This is a genomic window from Geothrix rubra (genome assembly GCF_030268065.1).
Taxonomy (GTDB): domain Bacteria; phylum Acidobacteriota; class Holophagae; order Holophagales; family Holophagaceae; genus Geothrix; species Geothrix rubra.
The window spans coordinates 707,911-725,776 of sequence record NZ_BSDD01000001.1 but is presented as its reverse complement, the minus strand read 5'-3'; the positions used below and the strand labels follow the sequence as shown (position 1 = coordinate 725,776).

Annotated in this window: 15 protein-coding genes; 8 read left to right on the top strand and 7 right to left on the bottom strand. The window is 70.8% G+C overall.

Annotation, left to right across the window (positions count from 1 at the left end):
• Positions 1-53 precede the first annotated feature (53 nt).
• A complete protein-coding gene (locus QSJ33_RS03220; protein ID WP_285722883.1) occupies positions 54-1,646 on the top strand; it encodes a methyl-accepting chemotaxis protein in 1,593 nt (530 codons plus the stop codon).
• On the opposite strand, the gene QSJ33_RS03215 is transcribed toward QSJ33_RS03220, so the two are convergent.
• Positions 1,647-3,035 carry a replication-associated recombination protein A gene (locus QSJ33_RS03215; RefSeq protein ID WP_285722881.1) on the bottom strand — a complete coding sequence of 463 codons (1,389 nt, stop codon included), beginning with the start codon at positions 3,033-3,035 and terminating at the stop codon, positions 1,647-1,649.
• A 44-nt stretch (positions 3,036-3,079) separates the two neighbouring features.
• Between QSJ33_RS03215 and QSJ33_RS03210 the strand changes: the two genes are divergently transcribed.
• Genes QSJ33_RS03210 through QSJ33_RS03200 form a run of 3 tightly spaced genes read left to right on the top strand, consistent with a single transcriptional unit; the run spans position 3,080 to position 6,272 of the window.
• On the top strand, positions 3,080-4,261 hold the full coding sequence (locus QSJ33_RS03210) for an alanyl-tRNA editing protein (protein WP_285722879.1): 1,182 nt from the start codon (positions 3,080-3,082) through the stop codon (positions 4,259-4,261).
• A gap of 3 nt (positions 4,262-4,264) precedes the next feature.
• The gene (locus tag QSJ33_RS03205) at positions 4,265-5,113 is read left to right on the top strand and encodes an alpha/beta hydrolase (protein ID WP_285722878.1); all 849 of its coding nucleotides are present in this window, start codon (positions 4,265-4,267) and stop codon (positions 5,111-5,113) included.
• A gap of 4 nt (positions 5,114-5,117) precedes the next feature.
• Positions 5,118-6,272, top strand: a complete 1,155-nt coding sequence (locus QSJ33_RS03200) for a cysteine desulfurase family protein (protein ID WP_285722877.1) — start codon at positions 5,118-5,120, stop codon at positions 6,270-6,272.
• 107 nt (positions 6,273-6,379) lie between these two features.
• Here the strand turns inward: QSJ33_RS03200 and QSJ33_RS03195 are convergent, their stop codons facing one another.
• Positions 6,380-7,393: a YheT family hydrolase gene (locus QSJ33_RS03195; RefSeq protein WP_285722876.1), complete on the bottom strand. Its 1,014-nt coding sequence runs from the start codon at positions 7,391-7,393 to the stop codon at positions 6,380-6,382.
• 15 nt (positions 7,394-7,408) lie between these two features.
• Positions 7,409-7,957: a hypothetical protein gene (locus QSJ33_RS03190; RefSeq protein WP_285722875.1), complete on the bottom strand. Its 549-nt coding sequence runs from the start codon at positions 7,955-7,957 to the stop codon at positions 7,409-7,411.
• 181 nt (positions 7,958-8,138) lie between these two features.
• Here QSJ33_RS03190 and QSJ33_RS03185 point away from each other — a divergent pair, with 181 nt between their 5' ends.
• From QSJ33_RS03185 to QSJ33_RS03175, 3 genes are all read left to right on the top strand, one after another.
• A complete protein-coding gene (locus tag QSJ33_RS03185) occupies positions 8,139-10,394 on the top strand; it encodes an NADP-dependent malic enzyme (protein WP_285722874.1) in 2,256 nt (751 codons plus the stop codon).
• An 81-nt stretch (positions 10,395-10,475) separates the two neighbouring features.
• Entirely contained in the window at positions 10,476-10,910 is a 435-nt protein-coding gene (locus QSJ33_RS03180; RefSeq protein WP_285722873.1) for a PAS domain-containing protein, read from the top strand.
• 45 nt (positions 10,911-10,955) lie between these two features.
• Positions 10,956-11,339 (top strand): DUF302 domain-containing protein, encoded by a 384-nt coding sequence (locus QSJ33_RS03175; RefSeq protein WP_285722872.1) that lies wholly within the window; start codon positions 10,956-10,958, stop codon positions 11,337-11,339.
• A gap of 9 nt (positions 11,340-11,348) precedes the next feature.
• Here the strand turns inward: QSJ33_RS03175 and QSJ33_RS03170 are convergent, their stop codons facing one another.
• The 3 genes from QSJ33_RS03170 to QSJ33_RS03160 are packed head-to-tail and all read right to left on the bottom strand — an operon-like array spanning position 11,349 to position 15,216.
• Positions 11,349-12,143, bottom strand: coding sequence for a SirB1 family protein (locus QSJ33_RS03170; protein ID WP_285722871.1), 795 nt, complete (start codon positions 12,141-12,143; stop codon positions 11,349-11,351).
• Positions 12,143-12,637: a hypothetical protein gene (locus QSJ33_RS03165; protein ID WP_285722868.1), complete on the bottom strand. Its 495-nt coding sequence runs from the start codon at positions 12,635-12,637 to the stop codon at positions 12,143-12,145. Before QSJ33_RS03165 ends, QSJ33_RS03170 begins: the two co-directional genes overlap by 1 nt.
• Positions 12,637-15,216, bottom strand: coding sequence for a SpoIIE family protein phosphatase (locus tag QSJ33_RS03160; protein WP_285722867.1), 2,580 nt, complete (start codon positions 15,214-15,216; stop codon positions 12,637-12,639). The genes QSJ33_RS03165 and QSJ33_RS03160 overlap by 1 nt, the downstream gene beginning before the upstream one ends.
• A 26-nt stretch (positions 15,217-15,242) precedes the next feature.
• Between QSJ33_RS03160 and QSJ33_RS03155 the strand changes: the two genes are divergently transcribed.
• Positions 15,243-15,971 carry an SDR family oxidoreductase gene (locus tag QSJ33_RS03155; RefSeq protein ID WP_285722865.1) on the top strand — a complete coding sequence of 243 codons (729 nt, stop codon included), beginning with the start codon at positions 15,243-15,245 and terminating at the stop codon, positions 15,969-15,971.
• Between the two features lie 3 nt (positions 15,972-15,974).
• Here the strand turns inward: QSJ33_RS03155 and QSJ33_RS03150 are convergent, their stop codons facing one another.
• Positions 15,975-17,840: a CocE/NonD family hydrolase gene (locus QSJ33_RS03150; RefSeq protein ID WP_285722864.1), complete on the bottom strand. Its 1,866-nt coding sequence runs from the start codon at positions 17,838-17,840 to the stop codon at positions 15,975-15,977.
• Between the last annotated feature and the right edge of the window lie 26 nt (positions 17,841-17,866).

Below are 17,866 nucleotides of genomic sequence, written 5' to 3'. Positions count from 1 at the left end.
GACTCAAGATATCGCGGGGGTGGCCGATGGGCCTGGAAACCCGAGGTATTCCCTTGTCCTTCCTCCGCAACCGCCCAGGTGCCGGCCCCGATCCGGAGCCCAGCAAGGCCGGGGGCGGCCTTCCGGCCGAGCTGACCTCGGATCTCCAGGGGATCGGCACGGTCCTGAGCCGGGCCGCGGTCGGCGCGGCGCGGACGTCGCTCCGGCTGCAGGGACTGGCCCGGGCCTACGAGCAGATCCTCTCCAGTTCCAGTGAGATCCAGGGGGCCCTGTCCAGCCTGGGGGAGAACATCCAGGGGGCGGCCCAGGCCGCAGAAGGCGGGGCGGAGAGCTCCCGCCGCATGGCGGAGCTGACCCGGGAGGGACTCAGGGCCAGCGAGCAGTCCGTGGCGACGGTCCATGAGCTCCGCCGGCAGACGGGGCTCACCGATGAGAAGCTCCAGGCCCTCATGGAGAAGGTCCTCCAGGTGACCGAAGTGTCCAAGGTCATCGAGGAGATCGCGAACCGGACCGGCCTGCTCAGCCTCAACGCGGCCATCGAGGCGGCGCACGCGGGCGCGGCGGGACGGGGATTCGCCGTGGTGGCCGACGAGGTCCGCAAGCTCGCGGACCGGACCTCCCAGCAGACCCATGAGATCGGCGCGCTGCTGTCCGCCATCCAGGGGGACCTGCAGCCGGCGCGGGAGGCGATGGACCGGAGCCTCGACCTCGCCGCCCGCACCAGCGATCAGGTGGAGGCCGTGGGGCACCGCCTTTCCGGGTTGGCGGAACTCGCGGACGAGGCAGCCGGGCACGTGAACCTCATCGCCCGGTCCTCGGTGGAGCAGACGAGTGCCGCCGGGACCCTCCTGGAAGCCTCCCGGAGCCTGGTGGACTCCACGGACCACCTGAAGGGCGAGACGGCGGCCCTGGCCCAGGACACCTTCCATCTCACCACCCTGACCGAGGCCGGCTACCGGCACCTGGCGCCCTACGACACGGGCTCCGTCTTCCACCGGTCCCTCGCCCTGGGGCGTGAGCTGGCCCGGCGCTCGGCCGAGGTGCTGGCGGCCCCCGTGAAGGCGGGGACCCTCAAGCTGGAGGACGTGCTGGACCTCCGCTACACCGAGATCCGGGGGAACGCCATCCGGGGCCTGGCCTCCCGCTTCAACGTGGACCGGGTGCCACTGGAGGGGTTCACGCCCCCGAAATTCCACACCGCCTACGACATGCAGGTGGACCCTCCCCTCCAGGCGATCTTCGACGAGATCCTGGGGCGGGAACCCCACCTCCTCTTCGCCCTCATCATCGACCTCAACAGCTACGCGCCCACCCACAACACGCGCTTCGCCCAGGACTGGACCGGGATTCCCGAGAAGGACCTGGTCGGCAACCGCGTGAAGCGGTTCTTCACGGACAACCGGGTGCTGGTGCGGGGCGGCCGGCACGGGGTCGGCGAGGCCGGGGAGGCCCTGCCGGAGCGCGCCACCCGGGAGGCCTTCCGCCGGGCCGGTGCGAAGCTCGCGGAACCCGAGGGCGGGTGCCGGGACTTCCTGGTGCAGACCTACGCCCGGGACACCGGGGCCCTGGTGACGGTGCTGACGGTGCCGCTCTACGTGATGGGCCAGCGCTACGGGGCGAGCCTCCTGGGCTGGACCGAGGACTGATCAGAGGGGCCTCGCCTCCAGCTTCCGCGCCAGCGTGAACCGGCCCTGGGCCAGCCGCGGGAGGGCGCGGGCCAGGGCCTCGCGGCTGCAGGCCAGGGCCTCGCACCAGGCGTCCACCGGGACCTCGCCGCCCTCGGGATGGCCTTCCGCCCACGCCTCCCACAGGGCGCCCAGGGCCGCCGCCTCGGGTTCCTGGCGGTCCCGCCAGCTGCGCTCCTGGGGCCGCCGCGGGGCGTGGAAGGCCGTGCCCTGGAGCTTCACGGGCAGGAAGGCCTGGGGGCGGTCGTAGTCGTCGTGGGAATAGTGGTAGCCCTGGCCCATGCCCGCCTTGCGGGCCGTGGCGGTGTGGGCGTCCCGGATGGATTCGGGGATGGGCGCGTCGTCGGCGGCCAGGGCGCTGTCGATGGCCAGGACGGTGGCGTTGCTCTTGGCGGCGTTCGCCACGTAGATCACGGCCTGGGCCAGGGGGATGCGGGCCTCGGGCCAGCCGATCTGCTCCACGGCGCGGCTGGCGGCCTCGGCCAGGATGAAGGCCTGGGGATCGGCGTTGCCCACGTCCTCCGCGGCGCAGACCATGAGGCGGCGGGCGATGAAGCGGGGATCCTCGCCGCCCCGGATCATGCGGCTGAGGTAGTACAGCGCCGCGTCGACGTCGGAACCCCGCAGGCTCTTCTGGAAGGCGCTGGCCAGATCGTAGTGGCCGTCGGCCCGGTCGAACATCATCCGGCCGCCCAGGGCCCCCTGGAGGGATTCCAGGTCGGGGTCCGGCATCTCCAGCCAGGTCTCGAGGCCCGACAGCGCGGACCGCAGGTCGCCCCCGGCCCAGTGGGAGAGCCACTCGAGGACCTCGGCGGGTTCCGGCGTGCCGGGTCGCTCCTTCGCCCAGGCCCGTTTCAGCACCTGCTGGATGTGGACGGGCTCCAGCCCCTTGAGGGCGATGAGCTGGCAGCGGCTCCGCAGCGCGGGGTTCAGGTAGAAGGCCGGGTTCTCCGTGGTGGCGCCGATGAGGATGGCCTCGCCGCGCTCCAGGAAGGGCAGGAGGATGTCCTGCTGGGACCGGTTGAAGCGGTGGATCTCGTCCAGGAACACCACCGGCGGTACGCCCCGGAACAGGGGCATCTCGCGGCTCTCCTGGAGGAACTTCTTCAGTTCGGCGGCGCTGCCGCTGACGCCGGAGAACTCCCGGAAGCCGTGGCCGGTGGCCTCCGCGAGGATGCGGGCCAGGGTCGTCTTGCCGGTCCCCGGCGGGCCCCACAGCACCATGGAGGGCAGGCGCCCGCCCGCCGTGAGCCGCATCAGCGCCCCCTTCGGCCCGAGCAGGTGGGCCTGGCCCACCACGTCGTCGAGGGTCTTGGGGCGGAGGCGCTCGGGGAGGGGGATGTGGGACATGGCGGACCGAACCTCCAGCCTACCCGCTGTGCTAGGCTCCGGGCATGCTGCCGGCCTACGAGCGCGATCCTTACGCCACCACCCTGGAGTCCCGCGTCCTGCGCTGCGGCGAGGAGCAGGGCCGCCCCTTCGCGATCCTGGAGGACTCCCTCTTCTACCCCGAGGGCGGGGGCCAGCCCTGCGACCTGGGGACGATCAACGGCGTGGCCGTGCTCGACGTCCAGAAGCGCGACGGGGAGAGCCGGCACTACCTGGGGGCCCCCGTGGCCGAGGGACCCGCTTCCCTGCGGCTGGACTGGGTGCGCCGCTTCGACCACATGCAGCAGCACACGGGCCAGCACCTGCTCACGGCCGTGGCCCAGGACCGCTTCCAGTGGGAGACCACGGCGTTCCACCTGGGCGTGGCCACCTGTGACATCGAATTGACCGCTACCTCCATTTCGCCGCGCGAAATGGAGCAGCTGGAGGAGGCCGTGGCCGCCGAGATCCGGGCCGGCCGGGAGATCACGGCGCGTCGGGTGAGTCCCGAGGCCTATGCGGAAGCGGTGGTGCGGTCCCGGGGCCTGCCCGAGGGCCACACCGGGGACATCCGGCTGGTGGCCATCGCGGGGGTGGACCTGAACACCTGCGGCGGCACCCACCTGCGCCACACGGGGGAGATCGAGGCCCTGAAGCTCCTGGGGACCGAATCGATCCGGGGCGGCACGCGGCTCTTCTACGTGGCGGGCGGGCGGACCCGGGCCCGGCTTGGCGCCCACGAACGCCGCAATGCCACCCTCCGCACCCTGCTCGGGGCCCCGGACGAGGACCTGGTCCAGACGCTCCAGACGAAGCTGGACCAGCTCCAGGCCGCTGAACGACGGGGGCGGAAGCTGGAGGAGGAGCTGGCGGAGCTCCAGGGGACGGCCCTCGCCGTGCGATCCGGGGCCCTGGTGGAGGCGCACTTCGAGGGGCGCGACATGGCCTTCCTCCAGAAGCTGGCCCGCCAGGTCCTCGCGGCGGATCCGGCCAAGGCCGTGTTCCTGACGTCGGACCTGGGGGGCCAGGGGCTGTTCCTGCTCAGTGGCGGAGAGGCCTCGGCACTGGATGTACCCGCCCTCGGCAAGGCGGTGGCGGACCTCCTCGGCGCCAAGGGCGGCGGCTCGGGGAGGAGCTTCCAGGGCAAGGCGCCCGGTCTGGCGGCCCGTGCCGGGGCCCTGGCCCGCCTGCGGGAACCGGAGGGCTGAGCCGTGGCCGGGCCCCTGCCTCCCTGGATCGCGGGCCCCTTGAAGCTGCTGGCCTGGGGGCTCGGGGCCTACGCGGCACTCTGCCTGGCCGCCTTCCTCCTCCAGCGGCGGATGATGTACTTCCCCGATCGGAGCACCGAGGCGGAATCCCTCCGCCAGGGGGCCCGGATGGGGCTCGCGCCCTGGCGGGATGGCACCGGGCACCTGCTGGGCTGGCGCCGCCCCGGAACCGGCGGCGACCGCCCGCAGATGCTGGTGATCCACGGCAACGCGGGCGATGCCCTGGGCCGGCTGGACTACCTGCCCGTGCTGGAAGCGGCGGGGTTCGAGGGCGTGCTGCTGGAATACCCGGGCTACGGACCCCGGCCGGGGCGGCCCTCGGAAGGCCGCTTCGTGGCGGACGCACGGGCTGCCCTGCGGCAGCTGAAGGCGGAGGGGCCGGGTCCGGTGTTCCTGCTGGGCGAGAGCCTGGGCTCCGGCGTGGCGGTGCAGGTGGCCGCACGGGAACCCGGCGCCGTCGCCGGCCTGCTCCTGGTGACCCCCTTCGCCCGGATGACCGAGGTGGCGGCCCGGCACTATCCCTTCTTCCCCCTGGGACTGCTCCTGCGGGATCGCTGGGACAGCCTGGGCGCCATCGGCGGCTATGCGGGGCCCGTGGCCCTCCTCGTGGCCGGACGGGACGAGGTGGTGGGGGCCGCCCAGGGCCGCCGCCTGGCCGCGGCCGCGCCCGGACCCGTCTTCGTGCGGGAGGTGTCCTGGGCGGACCACAACGGCCTCCCCCTGGAACCGGGGCAGGCGCCCTGGCCGGAACTGCTGGGTTTCCTCCGCCGCCCCGAGGGGATGGGACAATGAGGCCATGGACCTGATCTACCTCGACCACAACGCCACCACGGCCCTCGATCCCGAGGCCTTCGAGGCCATGCGGCCCTGGTTCACGGAGCGCTTCGGCAACGCCAGCTCGGCCTATGCCCTGGGGCACCTCTCGGACGGCGCGGTGGTGGCGGCGCGGGAGCAGGTTGCCTCCCTGGTGGGCTGCACGCCCGCGGAGATCGTCTTCACGTCAGGCGGAACCGAAAGCCTGAACCACGCGGTCCGGGGTGCCTGGGAGGCCTTCCCCGCGAAGCGGCACCTGGTCGCCACCGCGGTGGAGCACCCGGCCGTGCGCGCGCTGGTCGCGTGGTGGCGCGCCATGGGGGGCGAGGCCACGGACGTGGGCGTGGACGGCGAGGGGCGCCTCGACCTCGCGGCCCTGGAAGGCGCGGTACGCCCTGACACGGCCCTGGTGGCCGTGATGGCGGCCAACAACGAATCCGGCGTGATCTTCCCGGTGGCCGAGGCCGGCCGGATCGCCCGGGCGAAGGGCGCGCTGTTCCTGGTGGACGCCACCCAGGCCATGGGCAAGGTCCCTGTGGACGCCGCCGCGTGGGGCGCGGACCTGCTCAGCCTCAGCGGCCACAAGTTCCACGGCCCCAAGGGCACGGGCCTGCTCATGATCCGCCGGGGCGTGCGCCTGAAGCCCTTCATGCTGGGCGGCTCCCAGGAGCGGGGTCGCCGCGGGGGCACGGAGAACGTGCCGGGACTCGTGGGCCTGGGGAAGGCCGCAGAACTGGCCCTGGCGCGGCTGCCCGAGACGGAGCGGATGCGCGCGCTCCGTGACCGCTTCGAGGCGGAGCTGGCCGCCCGGATTCCCGATCTCCGCGTGCATGGCGCCGGCACCGAGCGCCTGCCGAACACCAGCCTGGTGGGCTTCGCGGGCGTCGAGGGCGAGGCGGTGCAGCTGAAACTGGCGGAGCAGGGTGTCTGCGTCTCCACGGGGAGCGCCTGCAGCACCGGCATGCGCGAACCCAGCCACGTGCTGCGGGCCATGCAGGTTCCTGACGCCTACGCCCAGGGCACCGTGCGCTTCAGCCTGGGGCGGGGCACCTCTGACGCCCAGATCGACCGGGTGCTGGAGCTGCTGCCGGGGATCGTGGCGGCGCTACGGGCATCCGGCCTGTCCATCGTCAAATGACTTCCACGAAGGGCACGAATTCAAAGACAAGGCCACGAATGAGGGCGTATTTGGCCTGACGTCCGGCGTGTTTTCCAGGGCAGGCGACCTTCCTTCGTGCGCTCGCTTCACCCTTCGTGCCCTTCGTGGAGCTCCTTTCCCGCGCCGCGGAGGCGGAGCAGCTCGGCCATGTAGTGCTCCAGCGCATAGGGCAGCCAGCGGTGGCCGGGCAGGTTGCGGCTCAGGTAGCCCATGTGGCCGCCGTGAGCCTCAAGGTGCAGGTGCACCAGGGGGGACTTCAGGGCCTCGACATGGGGCCGCCAGGGGATGAAGGGATCGTCCTTGGACTGGAGGATCACCGTGGGCACCCGGACTCCAGCCAGGTGGCCGCGGGCGGAGCAGCGGGCATAGTAGTCGTCGGCATCCCGGAAGCCCCCGGCCTTCGAGGTGTAGGCATCGTCGAAGTCCCTGAGGCTCATCAGGGCATGGGTCGGATAGGCGTCCGGAATGAGGCCGTCGGCCACGCGCTCGCGGATGGCCCGCCGGCAGCGCCGGATGAACCGCAGTTCGTAGAGGCGGCTCATCCCGGCGTGGATGGTCCGGGAACAGGCCGCCAGGTCCACCGGCGGGTTCACCGCGATGGCCAGGTCCGGCCGGGCGGCGGGCACGGCCAGGCCGCCGCCGAGGTTCAGGAGCAGCGCATTGGCCGAGAGGGAGAAGCCCAGGGCCAGCTGCCGCAGCCCGGGGTGGCGCTCCCGTGCCGCGGCGAAGGCCGCCCCCAGGTCGTCGCCCGAGCCGCTGTGGTAGGGACCCGCCGCCAGCCCGCGACCGTCGCCGCAGCCGCGGTGGTTCACCGTCCAGACGTGGTGGCCCTGCCGGCGGGCGGTAGCCGTGGCGCGCCGGACGTAGTGGGCCTGGTCATCGCCCCCAAGCCCATGGAAGATCAGCACGAGCACGTCCGTTTCGCCCGGATAGTGGCGGGCCGCGAGCTGATCGCCATCCGGCAGGGGGATGCGGAACGGATGGAAGGGGTGGGCGGGGGCCTCGTCCGGCAGGTAGTTGCCCAGGATCGTCTGCAGGTGCCCACCCCGCGCCCAGCGCGGCGGAAGGCAGGGCAGGGGGGGAGGAGCGAGGATCAGCATCGCTCCATGCTGACGTCAGTCGTTGCGCTTGAACACGAGCTTGTAGCTGAAGGGGTTGTCGAGCTTCGGATGGGTGTAGGTCACCTGGATGGCCATGCTCTCGCCGTCCTTCCGCATGGAGTAGACGTACTTCAAGGTATAGCCGTCGCCCTGGAGGGTCTGGATCATGGTGGGGCCATCCTGGGTGAGGGTGGCCTTGAAGGCCTCGTCGTCGCTGCGCTTCCAGTCGGCCACGGTGCCGTCCGCAGGTGTGTCGACGGGGCGCTCCCGGCCCATGGTCACGGTGAAGTTGTCCCCGGCCAGGATGTCCAGCTTGTCGAAGGTCCTGCAGGCATTCTGGAGTTTCTTCTTCCAGAACAAGCGCAGCGCGAAGTTCATGTCCTTCACGAAGGCATCGATCTGCTCCTCCGGGTTGTCGCTCTTGGCGGCGAGCAGCGACCACTCGCCGTCCCAGTCCACCTTGCGTACGGTCGACGCCTCCTTCGACGGCGCAGGCTTGGACTTCTGGGCGGTGAGCGGGAGGACGAGCAGGAAGGGCAGGAGGAGGGGGCCAGCGGCGCGCACGGATTCTCCGGGGAAGGGGTGCCAGGAGCCTACACTGCCCTGGCGGCGCATGGGAATATGCCGTTGTGACCACAGTAACAAATCCAGGGATTGATGACCTTGCAGGCAGGATCCCTCAAGCCGCGGTGTAAGCTTGGAGGTCCAGCCCGGAAGGGCTCCCCAAACAGCGAGGAGAATGGCGATGAAACGCAAGCAGGAAGCCCTCGACTACCATTCCCAGGGACGGAAGGGAAAGATCGAGGTGGTGGCCACCAAGCCCTGTTCCACCGCCCGGGACCTCTCCCTGGCCTACTCCCCGGGGGTGGCCGAGCCCTGCCTCGAGATCGAGAAGAACCCCGAAGACGCCTACAAGTACACGGCCAAGGGCAACCTGGTGGCCGTGATCTCCAACGGCACGGCGGTACTGGGCCTCGGCAACATCGGTGCCCTGGCCGGCAAGCCGGTGATGGAGGGCAAGGGGGTACTCTTCAAGCGCTTTGCCGACATCGATGTGTTCGACATCGAGGTCGACGAGCTGGACATCGACCGGTTCTGCCAGGTGGTGAAGGCCCTGGAGCCCACGTTCGGGGGCGTGAACCTGGAGGACATCAAGGCCCCCGAGTGCTTCGAGATCGAGACCCGCCTGAAGAAGGAGATGAACATCCCCGTCTTCCATGACGACCAGCACGGCACGGCCATCATCAGCACGGCGGCGCTGATGAACGCGTCCGAGATCGTCGGCAAGAAGATGCAGGACATGAAGGTGGTGTTCAGCGGGGCCGGCGCCTCGGCCATCGCCTGCGCGAACATGATGGTGAGCGCGGGGGTCAAGCTGGAGAACCTCTGGCTGTGCGACACCAAGGGCCTGGTCTACACCGGCCGCAAGGAGGGCATGAACGTCTACAAGGAGCGCTTCGCCAAGCCGAGCGACTGGCGCACCCTGGCCGACACCATCGTGGACGCCGACGTGTTCGTCGGCTGCTCCAGCAAGGGCGCGCTGACGCCCGAGATGGTGAAGAGCATGGCGAAGGATCCCATCGTCTTCGCCCTGGCGAATCCCGATCCCGAGATCGACTACCCCCTGGCCAAGGCGACCCGGTCCGACATCATCATGGCCACGGGCCGCAGCGACTATCCGAACCAGGTGAACAACGTCCTGGGCTTCCCCTTCATCTTCCGCGGCGCCCTGGATGTGCGCGCCACCGAGATCAACGAGCCCATGAAGCTGGCCGCGGCCAAGGCCCTGGCCGCCCTGGCGAAGGAGGAGGTGCCCGAGTCGGTGGTGAAGGCCTACGCCGGCCAGAAGTTCAGCTTCGGTCCCGAGTACATCATCCCGAAGCCCTTCGATCCCCGCGTGCTCCTGTGGGTCGCCCCGGCCGTGGCCAAGGCGGCCATGGACACCGGCGTGGCCAAGCAGCCCATCGCGGACATGCAGCAGTACAAGGAGCGCCTCGAGGGCCTCCAGGGCCGCAGCAAGGATGTCATCCGCAGCGTCGTGAACCGGGCGAAGTCGAACCCCAAGCGGGTGGTCTTCCCCGAGGGCGACCACCCGCTGATCCTGCAGGCCGTGGCCCAGATGGTGGACGAGGGCATCTGCATCCCCATCCTCCTGGGCGATCCGGACCGGATCAAGTCCGTGGCCATGGAGCGCGGCATCGATGTCAGCGGCATGGAGATCCTGGATCCGGGATCCGTGCCCTGGCGCCAGGAGGCGGAGGACGCCTTCTTCGACATCCGGAAGCGTCGGGGGGTCACCCACTCCGAGGCCAAGCGCCTGATCCGCCGGCGGATCTACTTCGGCGCCATGATGTGCCGCCTGGGCAAGGCCGACGGCCTCATCGCCGGCCTGACGATGTACTACCCCGAGACCATCCGTCCCTGCCTCGAGGTGATCGGCACCCGCAAGGGCGTCAAGCGCGTCTGCGGCGTCTACACCATGGTGCTGAAGAACCGCGTCCTGTTCTTCTCCGACACCACCATGAACATCGAGCCCAACAGCGAGGAGCTGGCCGAGATCGCCCTCCTCACGGCCGATCTGGCCAAGGACACCTTCAACATGGACCCCCGGGTCGCCATGCTCTCCTTCTCGGATTTCGGGAGCGTCGACCATCCCCTGGTCCGCAAGGTGCAGAAGGCCGTCCAGATCGTGAAGGCCCAGCGCCCGGACCTGAAGTGCGACGGCGAGATGCAGGCCGATACCGCCCTCGGCGCCGACATCCTGGCCGAGGACTACCCCTGGGTGGACATGCCGGGCGGGCCGAACGTGCTGATCTTCCCCGACCTCACCAGCGGCAACATCGGCTACAAGCTGGTGCACCGGCTGGCAGGCGCGGAGGTCATCGGGCCCATCACCTGCGGCATGGCCGCCCCGGTGCACGTGCTGCAGCGGCACAGCGACCTGAACGACATCGTCCACCTCACGGCCCTCACGGTTGTGGAGGCCCAGAAGAAGTCCTAGCCGCAGCCGAGCGCCAGCATAGAAGGGGGGGCCTCCGGGCCCCCCTGCTATGCTGGGCCGGACCATGCCGAGGGAGTCCTGATGGCGGAGGTGCTCTGTGCCTGGTGCGGGAGCTGGATCCGGGAGGGGGAGATCGACCACTCCCATGGCATCTGTCCGGCCTGCTATCGCCGCCTCCGGGGCATCCCGGACCTCTCGGAAGCCGAACTGGACGAGCTCCCCTTCGGGGTCATCGTCCTCGCCGGCGATGGGTTGGTGCTCGCCTACAACCGGGCGGAGGAGGAACTGGCGGGCCGCCGATCCCAGGACGTGATCGGCCGGAATTTCTTCACCGAGGTGGCCCCCTGCACCTCCGTGCAGGCGTTCCAGGGGCAGTTCACGGCCTTCTGCCAAGGTCCGGAACCCTCGCGGACCTTCCAGTTCACCTTCCGCTTCCCTGCGGGTCCGGTGAAGGTCCAGATCCTCTTCCTGCACAAGGCGGTCGGGTGCGTGGTGGTCGTCCGCAGGCTGGGGTGAGGGGGCTGGGCGCCGCAGGTATCATGGGGGCCCTGGAGGCCGGTCATGTACCACATTGTCGATTCGGGCAAACCCTTTGAGCAGGCGGCCACGGATCTCGAGGCGGCGGTCAAGGCCGGCGGTTTCGGGGTCCTGCATGTCCACGATCTCGGGGACACCCTGAGGGGCAAGGGGTTCCCCTTCGCCGAGCAGTGCCGCGTCTTCGAGGTCTGCAACCCGGCCCAGGCCGCCAAGGTGCTCGCCCGGGACCTGCGCCTGAACATGGCGCTCCCCTGCCGCATCTCGGTCTACACGGAGCAGGGCCGCACGCGGATCGGGCTGATCCTGCCGGCGGAGATGCTCGGAGGGCTCACCCAGGACGAGGCCCTGAAGCCCGTGGCCGCCGAGGTGGAGGCGGCGCTCGTCGGCATGGTGGAGGCCGCCCGCTGAAGGGGGGCCCTAGCCCTGGCGCAGCTGCTGCATCCAGGCCTGGATCTCGGGATCGGGTTCGGGGCTGAGCCGGAGGGCCTCCTGGAGATCCTCGAGGGCCGGGCCTGGCTCGCCGCGCTGCAGGTGGACGAAGGCCCGCTCCTTCCGCGGGCGGGGGTTGGACGGCTCCAGGAGGATGAGGTGGGTGCCGGTCCACAGGGCCTCCTCCCAGAGCTCGGCGTGGAGGTACCGCAGGTGGAGGTTGCGCACCAGCCTCGCCAGGATCTGCCTGTCCGGCGTGGGGCGCAGCATGGCGGGGTGGAAGGCCACCTTGCCGCCAGTGGCGGCGGCGACGATCTCGGAGCCGCGTTCCGTTCCCACGGGGCGCCCGCCGTGGAAGGGATCGAAGCAGAGCAGGCCCAGGTCCGTGCGGAGGCCCGCGATGAAGTGGCCCGGCAGGCCCACGCCCACGGCATCGAACCCGAGGCGCCGGGCCAGGTCCACCCACAGGATGGAGAGGGCGATGGGCAGGCCCCGGCGGCGCCCGATCACCTGCGGCAGCAGCGCGTTCTCCGGGGCATCGTAGGTATCCCGGTCCCCCTGGAATCCCAGATCGTGGAACAGCAGGTGGTTGAGGGCATCGATGGCCTGGTGGAGGTTCCAGGGCAGCGGCATCCGCCCGGCCAGCAGGAAGGCCCATTCGTCCAGCTGCCGGAGTACTGGCGCCGGGTCCGGATCCGCCAGGGCCGGAGAGGCGGCGTGGACGGCGCCCTCCGCGAGGTTCCGGCAGTCCGGGTCCGCGCGGAGGAACTCCAGCAGGGACATCAGCGCCGCCGGAACCAGCCGCGGAGGAGCCAGGCCAGGCAGAGCAGCCCCACGGCAGCCAGGGACCAGCGCTGCCAGCGGTCCGTGGCGCCCCTGATCTTCCGGGCCTCCTCGGCCTTGTGGGCGTTCTCCTCGATGGAGATCTTGGACTGGGCCTCGCGGGCGTCCTTCACGGCCTTCCGCTCGGAGTCACGGGTGGCGCGGATCTCCTCGGCGGCGGCGTCCTTCTCGTCCTGGAGGCCGAGCACGGCCACGCGCTGGAGGCGGAGGCGCGGATGGACCCGGTGGCGCAGGGGCACGGCCCCGGAGTCGTCCTGGGGAGTGGCCTCGTCCTGCCCGGAGTCCAGGCTGTCGGCCAGGTCCTGGATGTCGGCCCGGAGGTCGCTCAGCTGCTGGTTCTGCTGGTGGAGCTGGGCCCCCTGGATCCAGAGCAGGCAGAGCTGGAGCGAGAGCAGCAGGGGAACGAGCCATCTCAGGGCGGAACGGCGCGGCATCAGACCTCCCTCCCCAGGATAAACAGGGTTCGGTCGTCCAGGTTCTGCGCATCGAAGGCGGCCACGTCGCGGAAGACGGCCTCGCAGGCGGCGCGCGGGCTGCCGGTGCCCCAGAGGCGGCGGAGCTGGGCGCAGAGCCGCGGGACCCCGTAGAGCTCCCCCTGCTTGCTCATGGCCTCGGAGAGGCCGTCGCTGTAGAGCACCAGCCAACCCTTGGGCGGGAGGACGCCCTCGAGCACTTCCCAGTCCCCGGGCCCGGCGGGACGGAGGCCCAGGCCCCGCCCGTGGGGGGCCAGCTCGCGGGAGCAGTCCTCCGTGAGCCCCTCCAGCAGCAGGGCGCCGGGGTGGCCGGCGCGGGCCAGCCGGTAGCGGCCCTGGGCATCCCACTCCAGCAGCGCCAGGGTGAGGAAGCCTCGCTGGCCCAGGAGCTGGCGCAGGGTGTGGTCCATGGCCTGGAGGATGGTCTCCAGGGGCTGGTCCTCCCGCTGGGTGGCGTGCTCCAGCAGGGCCGTCGCCTGCGCCATGTACAGCGCCGCGGCCAGCCCCTTGCCGCAGACGTCGCCCACGGCCGCCAGCCAGGTGCCGCTGGGCCGCCGCTTGACGAAGAGCAGGTCCCCGCCGGTCTCCAGGGCCGGTTCCAGACGCAGGGCCACGTGGAAGCCCGGGATCGAGGGCGGCTCGGAGGTGATGAGCCCCTCCTGGATGCGCCGGGCGGTCTCCAGCTCCTGGCTCAGCCGCTCCTGGGCCAGGGTGCGGCGGTGGAGGATCGCGGTCTCCAGCACCAGGCTGGCGGCCAGGGCCACCTCCCGGAGCAGCTCCCGGTCATCCCGGCCATAGTTCAGCTCGGCGTATTTCCCGCCCAGCAGCACGGCGGCATGGGGCTCGTCGCCGCCCATCAGCAGCACCAGGAGCTGGGCCTCCAGGGCATCCACATGGGCCCGCAGACGCTCTCCCTGCTCGCGGATCCAGTCGGCCTCCTCGCTCCCCAGGCCCAGCACCAGCTCGCGGTTCTCCCGGGCCAGGCGCAGCAGGCCCGCAGGCAGGATCAGGTACTGGGGCGGGAAGGTCACTTTGCGGTCGTCGCGGTCGAGGGTCTCCGCACCGGGCAGGAGGATGCGGCGGTCCTCCACGGGCAGGACCTCCAGCAGCTGCGGCTGGAAGGCCTCCCGCAGGGAGCTGGCCACGGTCTTGAGCAGGGCCTCCTCGCTGAACCGCTTCTTCGGCTCGCGGAGGGCGCCCAGGGCGGTGTCCCGCGCACTGGCGATGTCCCGGCGGAAGCGCCGGCGGATGCCCCGCAGGAGCCACCGCAGGCTCCACCCCAGCGGCAGGGCCAGGAGGCCCACCAGGGCTCCGGCCCAGCCCGGGGGAATGGAGGAGAGGGCCTGGGAGAAGGCCCAGGCGAGGCCGCCGAGGTAGAGGGCCAGGGTGAGGCCCAGCACGGCGAAGTAGATGACCCAGCGGAGCAGGGCCTTGCGGACGTCGAACAGGCCGCGACGGAAGATGGCGTAGGCGAAGCTCAGCGGGAGGAGGGGCAGGGGCACCATGAAGATCCAGCTCTGGCGGCTGAAGATCTGGCTGGCTCCGAACTTCGCCTGGAGCAGGACCATGGCCACCAGGTCCAGGCAGATGGCGGTGGTCACGAGGAGGCTGGGGATGAGCGTCCGGCGGAACCTCGGCTCCACCCGCAGCATGCCCGCGACGAAGAAGCCGAGGCCCAGGAGGCCGGCGGCGAGGTAGAGGGACTGGGGCAGCCAGCGGCTGAGGAGGGTGAGGAAGCCCACCAGTGCCGAGGGGGCCGGCTCGCCGTCGAGACCCAGGGCCTTGGCCGCCCCGTCCCCGAAGAGCCGGATCAGGGTCAGGGTCGTGAGCACCAGGGCCATCGCGGCGAAGGTGGCGTAGAGGGCCCTGAGCAGGCGCCGGTTCTTCCGCGCTTCGAAGGGATGGGGGAAGCGGAGGAAGAAGTGCACCCACAGGGGCGGGAGCAGCGCGCTCACCAGCCCGTTCACGAGGATGATGGCCGCCACGGCACGGTCGGGGACGTTCCCCGAGATGGTGGCGCCGGAGAGCATGAGCCCGGTGCTGGCCAGGTAGAAGAAGTGCCGGGCGCTCTTGCGCTCGGCCGCCGACACCACCACCAGGACGGCGATGGCCCAGGCGATGAGGCCGTTGAGCAGCAGGGCCAGCTGGAAGAGGCTCAGGGGCTTCACCAGCCGGAGGGGGAGCTGGAGCAGGCGGCCCTGGCGCTTCACGGTGTAGATGAGGATCGTGCCCTCGCGCCGTGAGTTGATGTAGCGCTGGGCCTCCATGGTGCCGGCCCGGGTGGCGTCCCAGTGGTGGCCCTGGATGGCCACCAGCTCGTCCCCCTCCAGGAGGCCCGCCTCCTCGGCCACGCCTTCGGGCAGGATCTCCCGGATGACGATCTTCTTCCCGTCCTTGACGTTCTCGACCACCCAGGAGCATTGGTCGTCCGACCGTGCGTAGACCCACTGGTTCAGGTAGAAGGAGCCCAGGGCGAACCCCAGCGCCACGAGGCTGATCCAGAGCAGGCGCCAGCGGATGCGTTTGAGGGTGGGGCTCATGGAACCTTTGTGATATGAATGCCGGCATGGATCGGATGCCGGGAAACGACAGGCCCTGCTGGGTGTTGGTGGGAGGCCGCAGGAGGCTCGGGCGGGCCCTGGCGGAGGATCTCGCCGGGGACCATGACCTGGTGCTGACGAGTTCCCGCCCCTGGGAGGGCGAGGACTGGCTGGCCGGGTTGTCCAGGAAAGCACAGATCCGGACCCTTCACTGGGATGCGGAGCGTCCGGAGCTGGTGTCCCGCATGATGGCAGATCTGGAGGCCCTGGACACGGCCGGGGTGGTGATTTCCGGCGCGGTCATCGTGGCAGGGACCTTTCCCGAGGCCCCCCTGGGAAGCTGGACCGCCGAGGGCCTCGAGGCCACCTGGCGGATCAACCTTGCCTTCCCCCTCCTCTGCGCCCAGGCGCTGGCGCCGCGCCTGGCGGAAGGCGCCTGCCTCCAGTTCCTGCTGGACACCTCCATCCACCAGCCCTGGCTGAAGCGGCTGCCCTACAGCGCGGCCAAGGGCGGGCTGGCCTCGGTGATCCCGGGACTGGCGCAATCCCTGGCCCCACGGGTGCGGGTGGTGGGCCACGCCCTGGGGGCCATCCTCCCCGTCGAGGGCAGCGACGAGGCCTTCCTGGCAGAGCGCACCCTCCTCAAGCGGCTGGGCGAGCCCGCCGACCTCTGCCGCGCTGTGCGCTACGCGGCGGACAGCCCCTTCCTCACCGGCGAGATCCTCACCCTGGATGGCGGAAGGCGCTGGATCTGAGGCCTACTGCAGCGCCAGCACCTCGATCCGCGAAGACAGGTCGGCGCTGTGGTAGACGCGCTGCTCGGCCTTGCGGAAGTCGCCGGGCCTGGCGTGGGGGATGTCGCAGAAGACCTGGGGATTGCGGTCCACCAGGGGGAACCAGGAACACTGGACCTGGACCATGAGCCGGTGGCCCTTCTTGAAGGTGTGGAAGACGTCCGGCAGGGTGAAGGCCACCTCCGTGGGCTGGCCGGGAACGAAGGGTTCGGGCGTGGTGAAGCTGTTCCGGAACTTCCCGCGGAGCGCGTCCCCGCGGATGAGCATCTGCTGGCCGGCCGCATGCCAGCCGGGGGGGCAGTGGGCGGGATCCGGGGCATCGTCGGGGAAGACGTCGATGACCTTCACGATCCAGTCGCTGTCGGTGCCGGTGGTGCTGACGTGCAGCACGGGCCGGACGGGGCCCGCCAGGGTCAGATCCTCCGTCAGGGGGGCCGTCTCGTAGACCAGCACGTCCGGACGCCGGGCCGCGAACCGCTGGTCCTCGACCATGTACGGGGCCGAATAGTCGAAGCTGATGTCCTGGGTGTAGGGCACCGGCTTGGCGGGGTCGCTCACGAAGGCGTCGAAGCCGTCCGTGGCTCCGGGCCGGGCGAAGCTGATGCGGCCCTGGGACTCCAGGTAGAAGCTCCGGGGCTTCGCCTGCTTCGGCGGCCAGGCGTCGAAGGTGCGCCACCGGTTGCTCCCGGTCTCGAAGACCGTGGCCTTGGGCAGGGCGGGGCCGGGAACGTCCTTCAGGTAGTGGTTGAAGAAGGGCAGCTCCACGTCCTGCTCGAACCAGGCGGCGGTCCTCGATCCGAATTCGGCGGTGCCGATGCGGCTGCCATCGCCGCCGGCCCACTGGCCGTGGGTCCAGGGGCCCATCACCAGGTGGCTGTCCGTCGCGGGGCTCTTCTCCGTCAGGGTGCGGGCGCAGGCCAGGGCGCCGAAGAGGTCCTCCGCGTCGAACCAGCCGCCCACGGTGAGGACGGCGGGCTTCACGCCGCGCAGGTGGGGGCGCAGGTCCCGGGCCTGCCAGTAGGCGTCGTACGCGGTGTGCCGGATGTACTCCTCCCAGATGCCCTCGGGGGCCTGCTTCACCTTGCCTTCCAGGCCGGCCACGGGGCCCGCGTCGAGGTACCAGCGGTAGCCGTCGGGCGTGCCCACCTCCGTGACCTCGGGGCGGTCGGGCGAGGGGGCGTCGTGGCGGCTGTGGAAGAAGAGGAAGAATCCGAAGTTGGCGGTGAGCTGGAAGGCGCCCCGGTGGTAGCTGTCGTCGCCCTCCCAGAGGTCGATCATGGGCGCCTGCGGCGACACGGCCTTCAGGGCCGGATGGCCGCAGAGCATGCCCTGGGCCGTGTAGTGGCCGGGATAGCTGATGCCCCACATGCCTACCTTCCCGTTGTTGTCCGGGAGGTGCTTCACCAGCCAGTCGATGGTGTCGTAGGTGTCCGTGGTCTCGTCCGTGTCCTTCGGTCCCTTGGTGGGGTTCACGGGCCGCGCGTCCACGAAGGTGCCCTCGCTCATGAACCGGCCCCGCACGTCCTGGTAGGCCACGATGTAGTCCTGGTCCGCGAAGGTGGCGGAGGGGCCCACGCCCCGCCGGTAGGCGTCCTCACCGTAGGGCCCCACGCCGTAGGGCGTGCGCTGCAGGAGGATGGGATGGGGGCGGCTCGTGTCCTTCGGCAGGTAGATGGACGTAAACAGCCTCACCCCGTCCCGCATGGGGATGAGGACCTCGCGCTTGGTGTAGCGGGCCATGACCGGGTTCGGCGGCTCCGGCGCCTGGGCGGCCAGGGGGCCGAGGAAGGCGGCGAGGACCGGAAGGCACAGGAAGCGGCGGAGGGGCATGGATCTCCCGGAAAAGAGACGATGCT

Bases quoted from the DNA above. Each gene is read 5' to 3' on its own strand.
- QSJ33_RS03150 (WP_285722864.1), bottom strand. From the start codon at position 17,840: ATGCCCCTCCGCCGCTTCCTGTGCCTTCCGGTCCTCGCCGCCTTCCTC.
- QSJ33_RS03160 (WP_285722867.1), bottom strand. From the start codon at position 15,216: ATGAGCCCCACCCTCAAACGCATCCGCTGGCGCCTGCTCTGGATCAGC.
- QSJ33_RS03195 (WP_285722876.1), bottom strand. From the start codon at position 7,393: ATGCTGATCCTCGCTCCTCCCCCCCTGCCCTGCCTTCCGCCGCGCTGG.
- QSJ33_RS03155 (WP_285722865.1), top strand. From the start codon at position 15,243: ATGGATCGGATGCCGGGAAACGACAGGCCCTGCTGGGTGTTGGTGGGA.
- QSJ33_RS03185 (WP_285722874.1), top strand. From the start codon at position 8,139: ATGAAACGCAAGCAGGAAGCCCTCGACTACCATTCCCAGGGACGGAAG.
- QSJ33_RS03175 (WP_285722872.1), top strand. From the start codon at position 10,956: ATGTACCACATTGTCGATTCGGGCAAACCCTTTGAGCAGGCGGCCACG.
- QSJ33_RS03200 (WP_285722877.1), top strand. From the start codon at position 5,118: ATGGACCTGATCTACCTCGACCACAACGCCACCACGGCCCTCGATCCC.
- QSJ33_RS03165 (WP_285722868.1), bottom strand. From the start codon at position 12,637: ATGCCGCGCCGTTCCGCCCTGAGATGGCTCGTTCCCCTGCTGCTCTCG.
- QSJ33_RS03210 (WP_285722879.1), top strand. From the start codon at position 3,080: ATGCTGCCGGCCTACGAGCGCGATCCTTACGCCACCACCCTGGAGTCC.
- QSJ33_RS03215 (WP_285722881.1), bottom strand. From the start codon at position 3,035: ATGTCCCACATCCCCCTCCCCGAGCGCCTCCGCCCCAAGACCCTCGAC.
- QSJ33_RS03170 (WP_285722871.1), bottom strand. From the start codon at position 12,143: ATGTCCCTGCTGGAGTTCCTCCGCGCGGACCCGGACTGCCGGAACCTC.
- QSJ33_RS03180 (WP_285722873.1), top strand. From the start codon at position 10,476: ATGGCGGAGGTGCTCTGTGCCTGGTGCGGGAGCTGGATCCGGGAGGGG.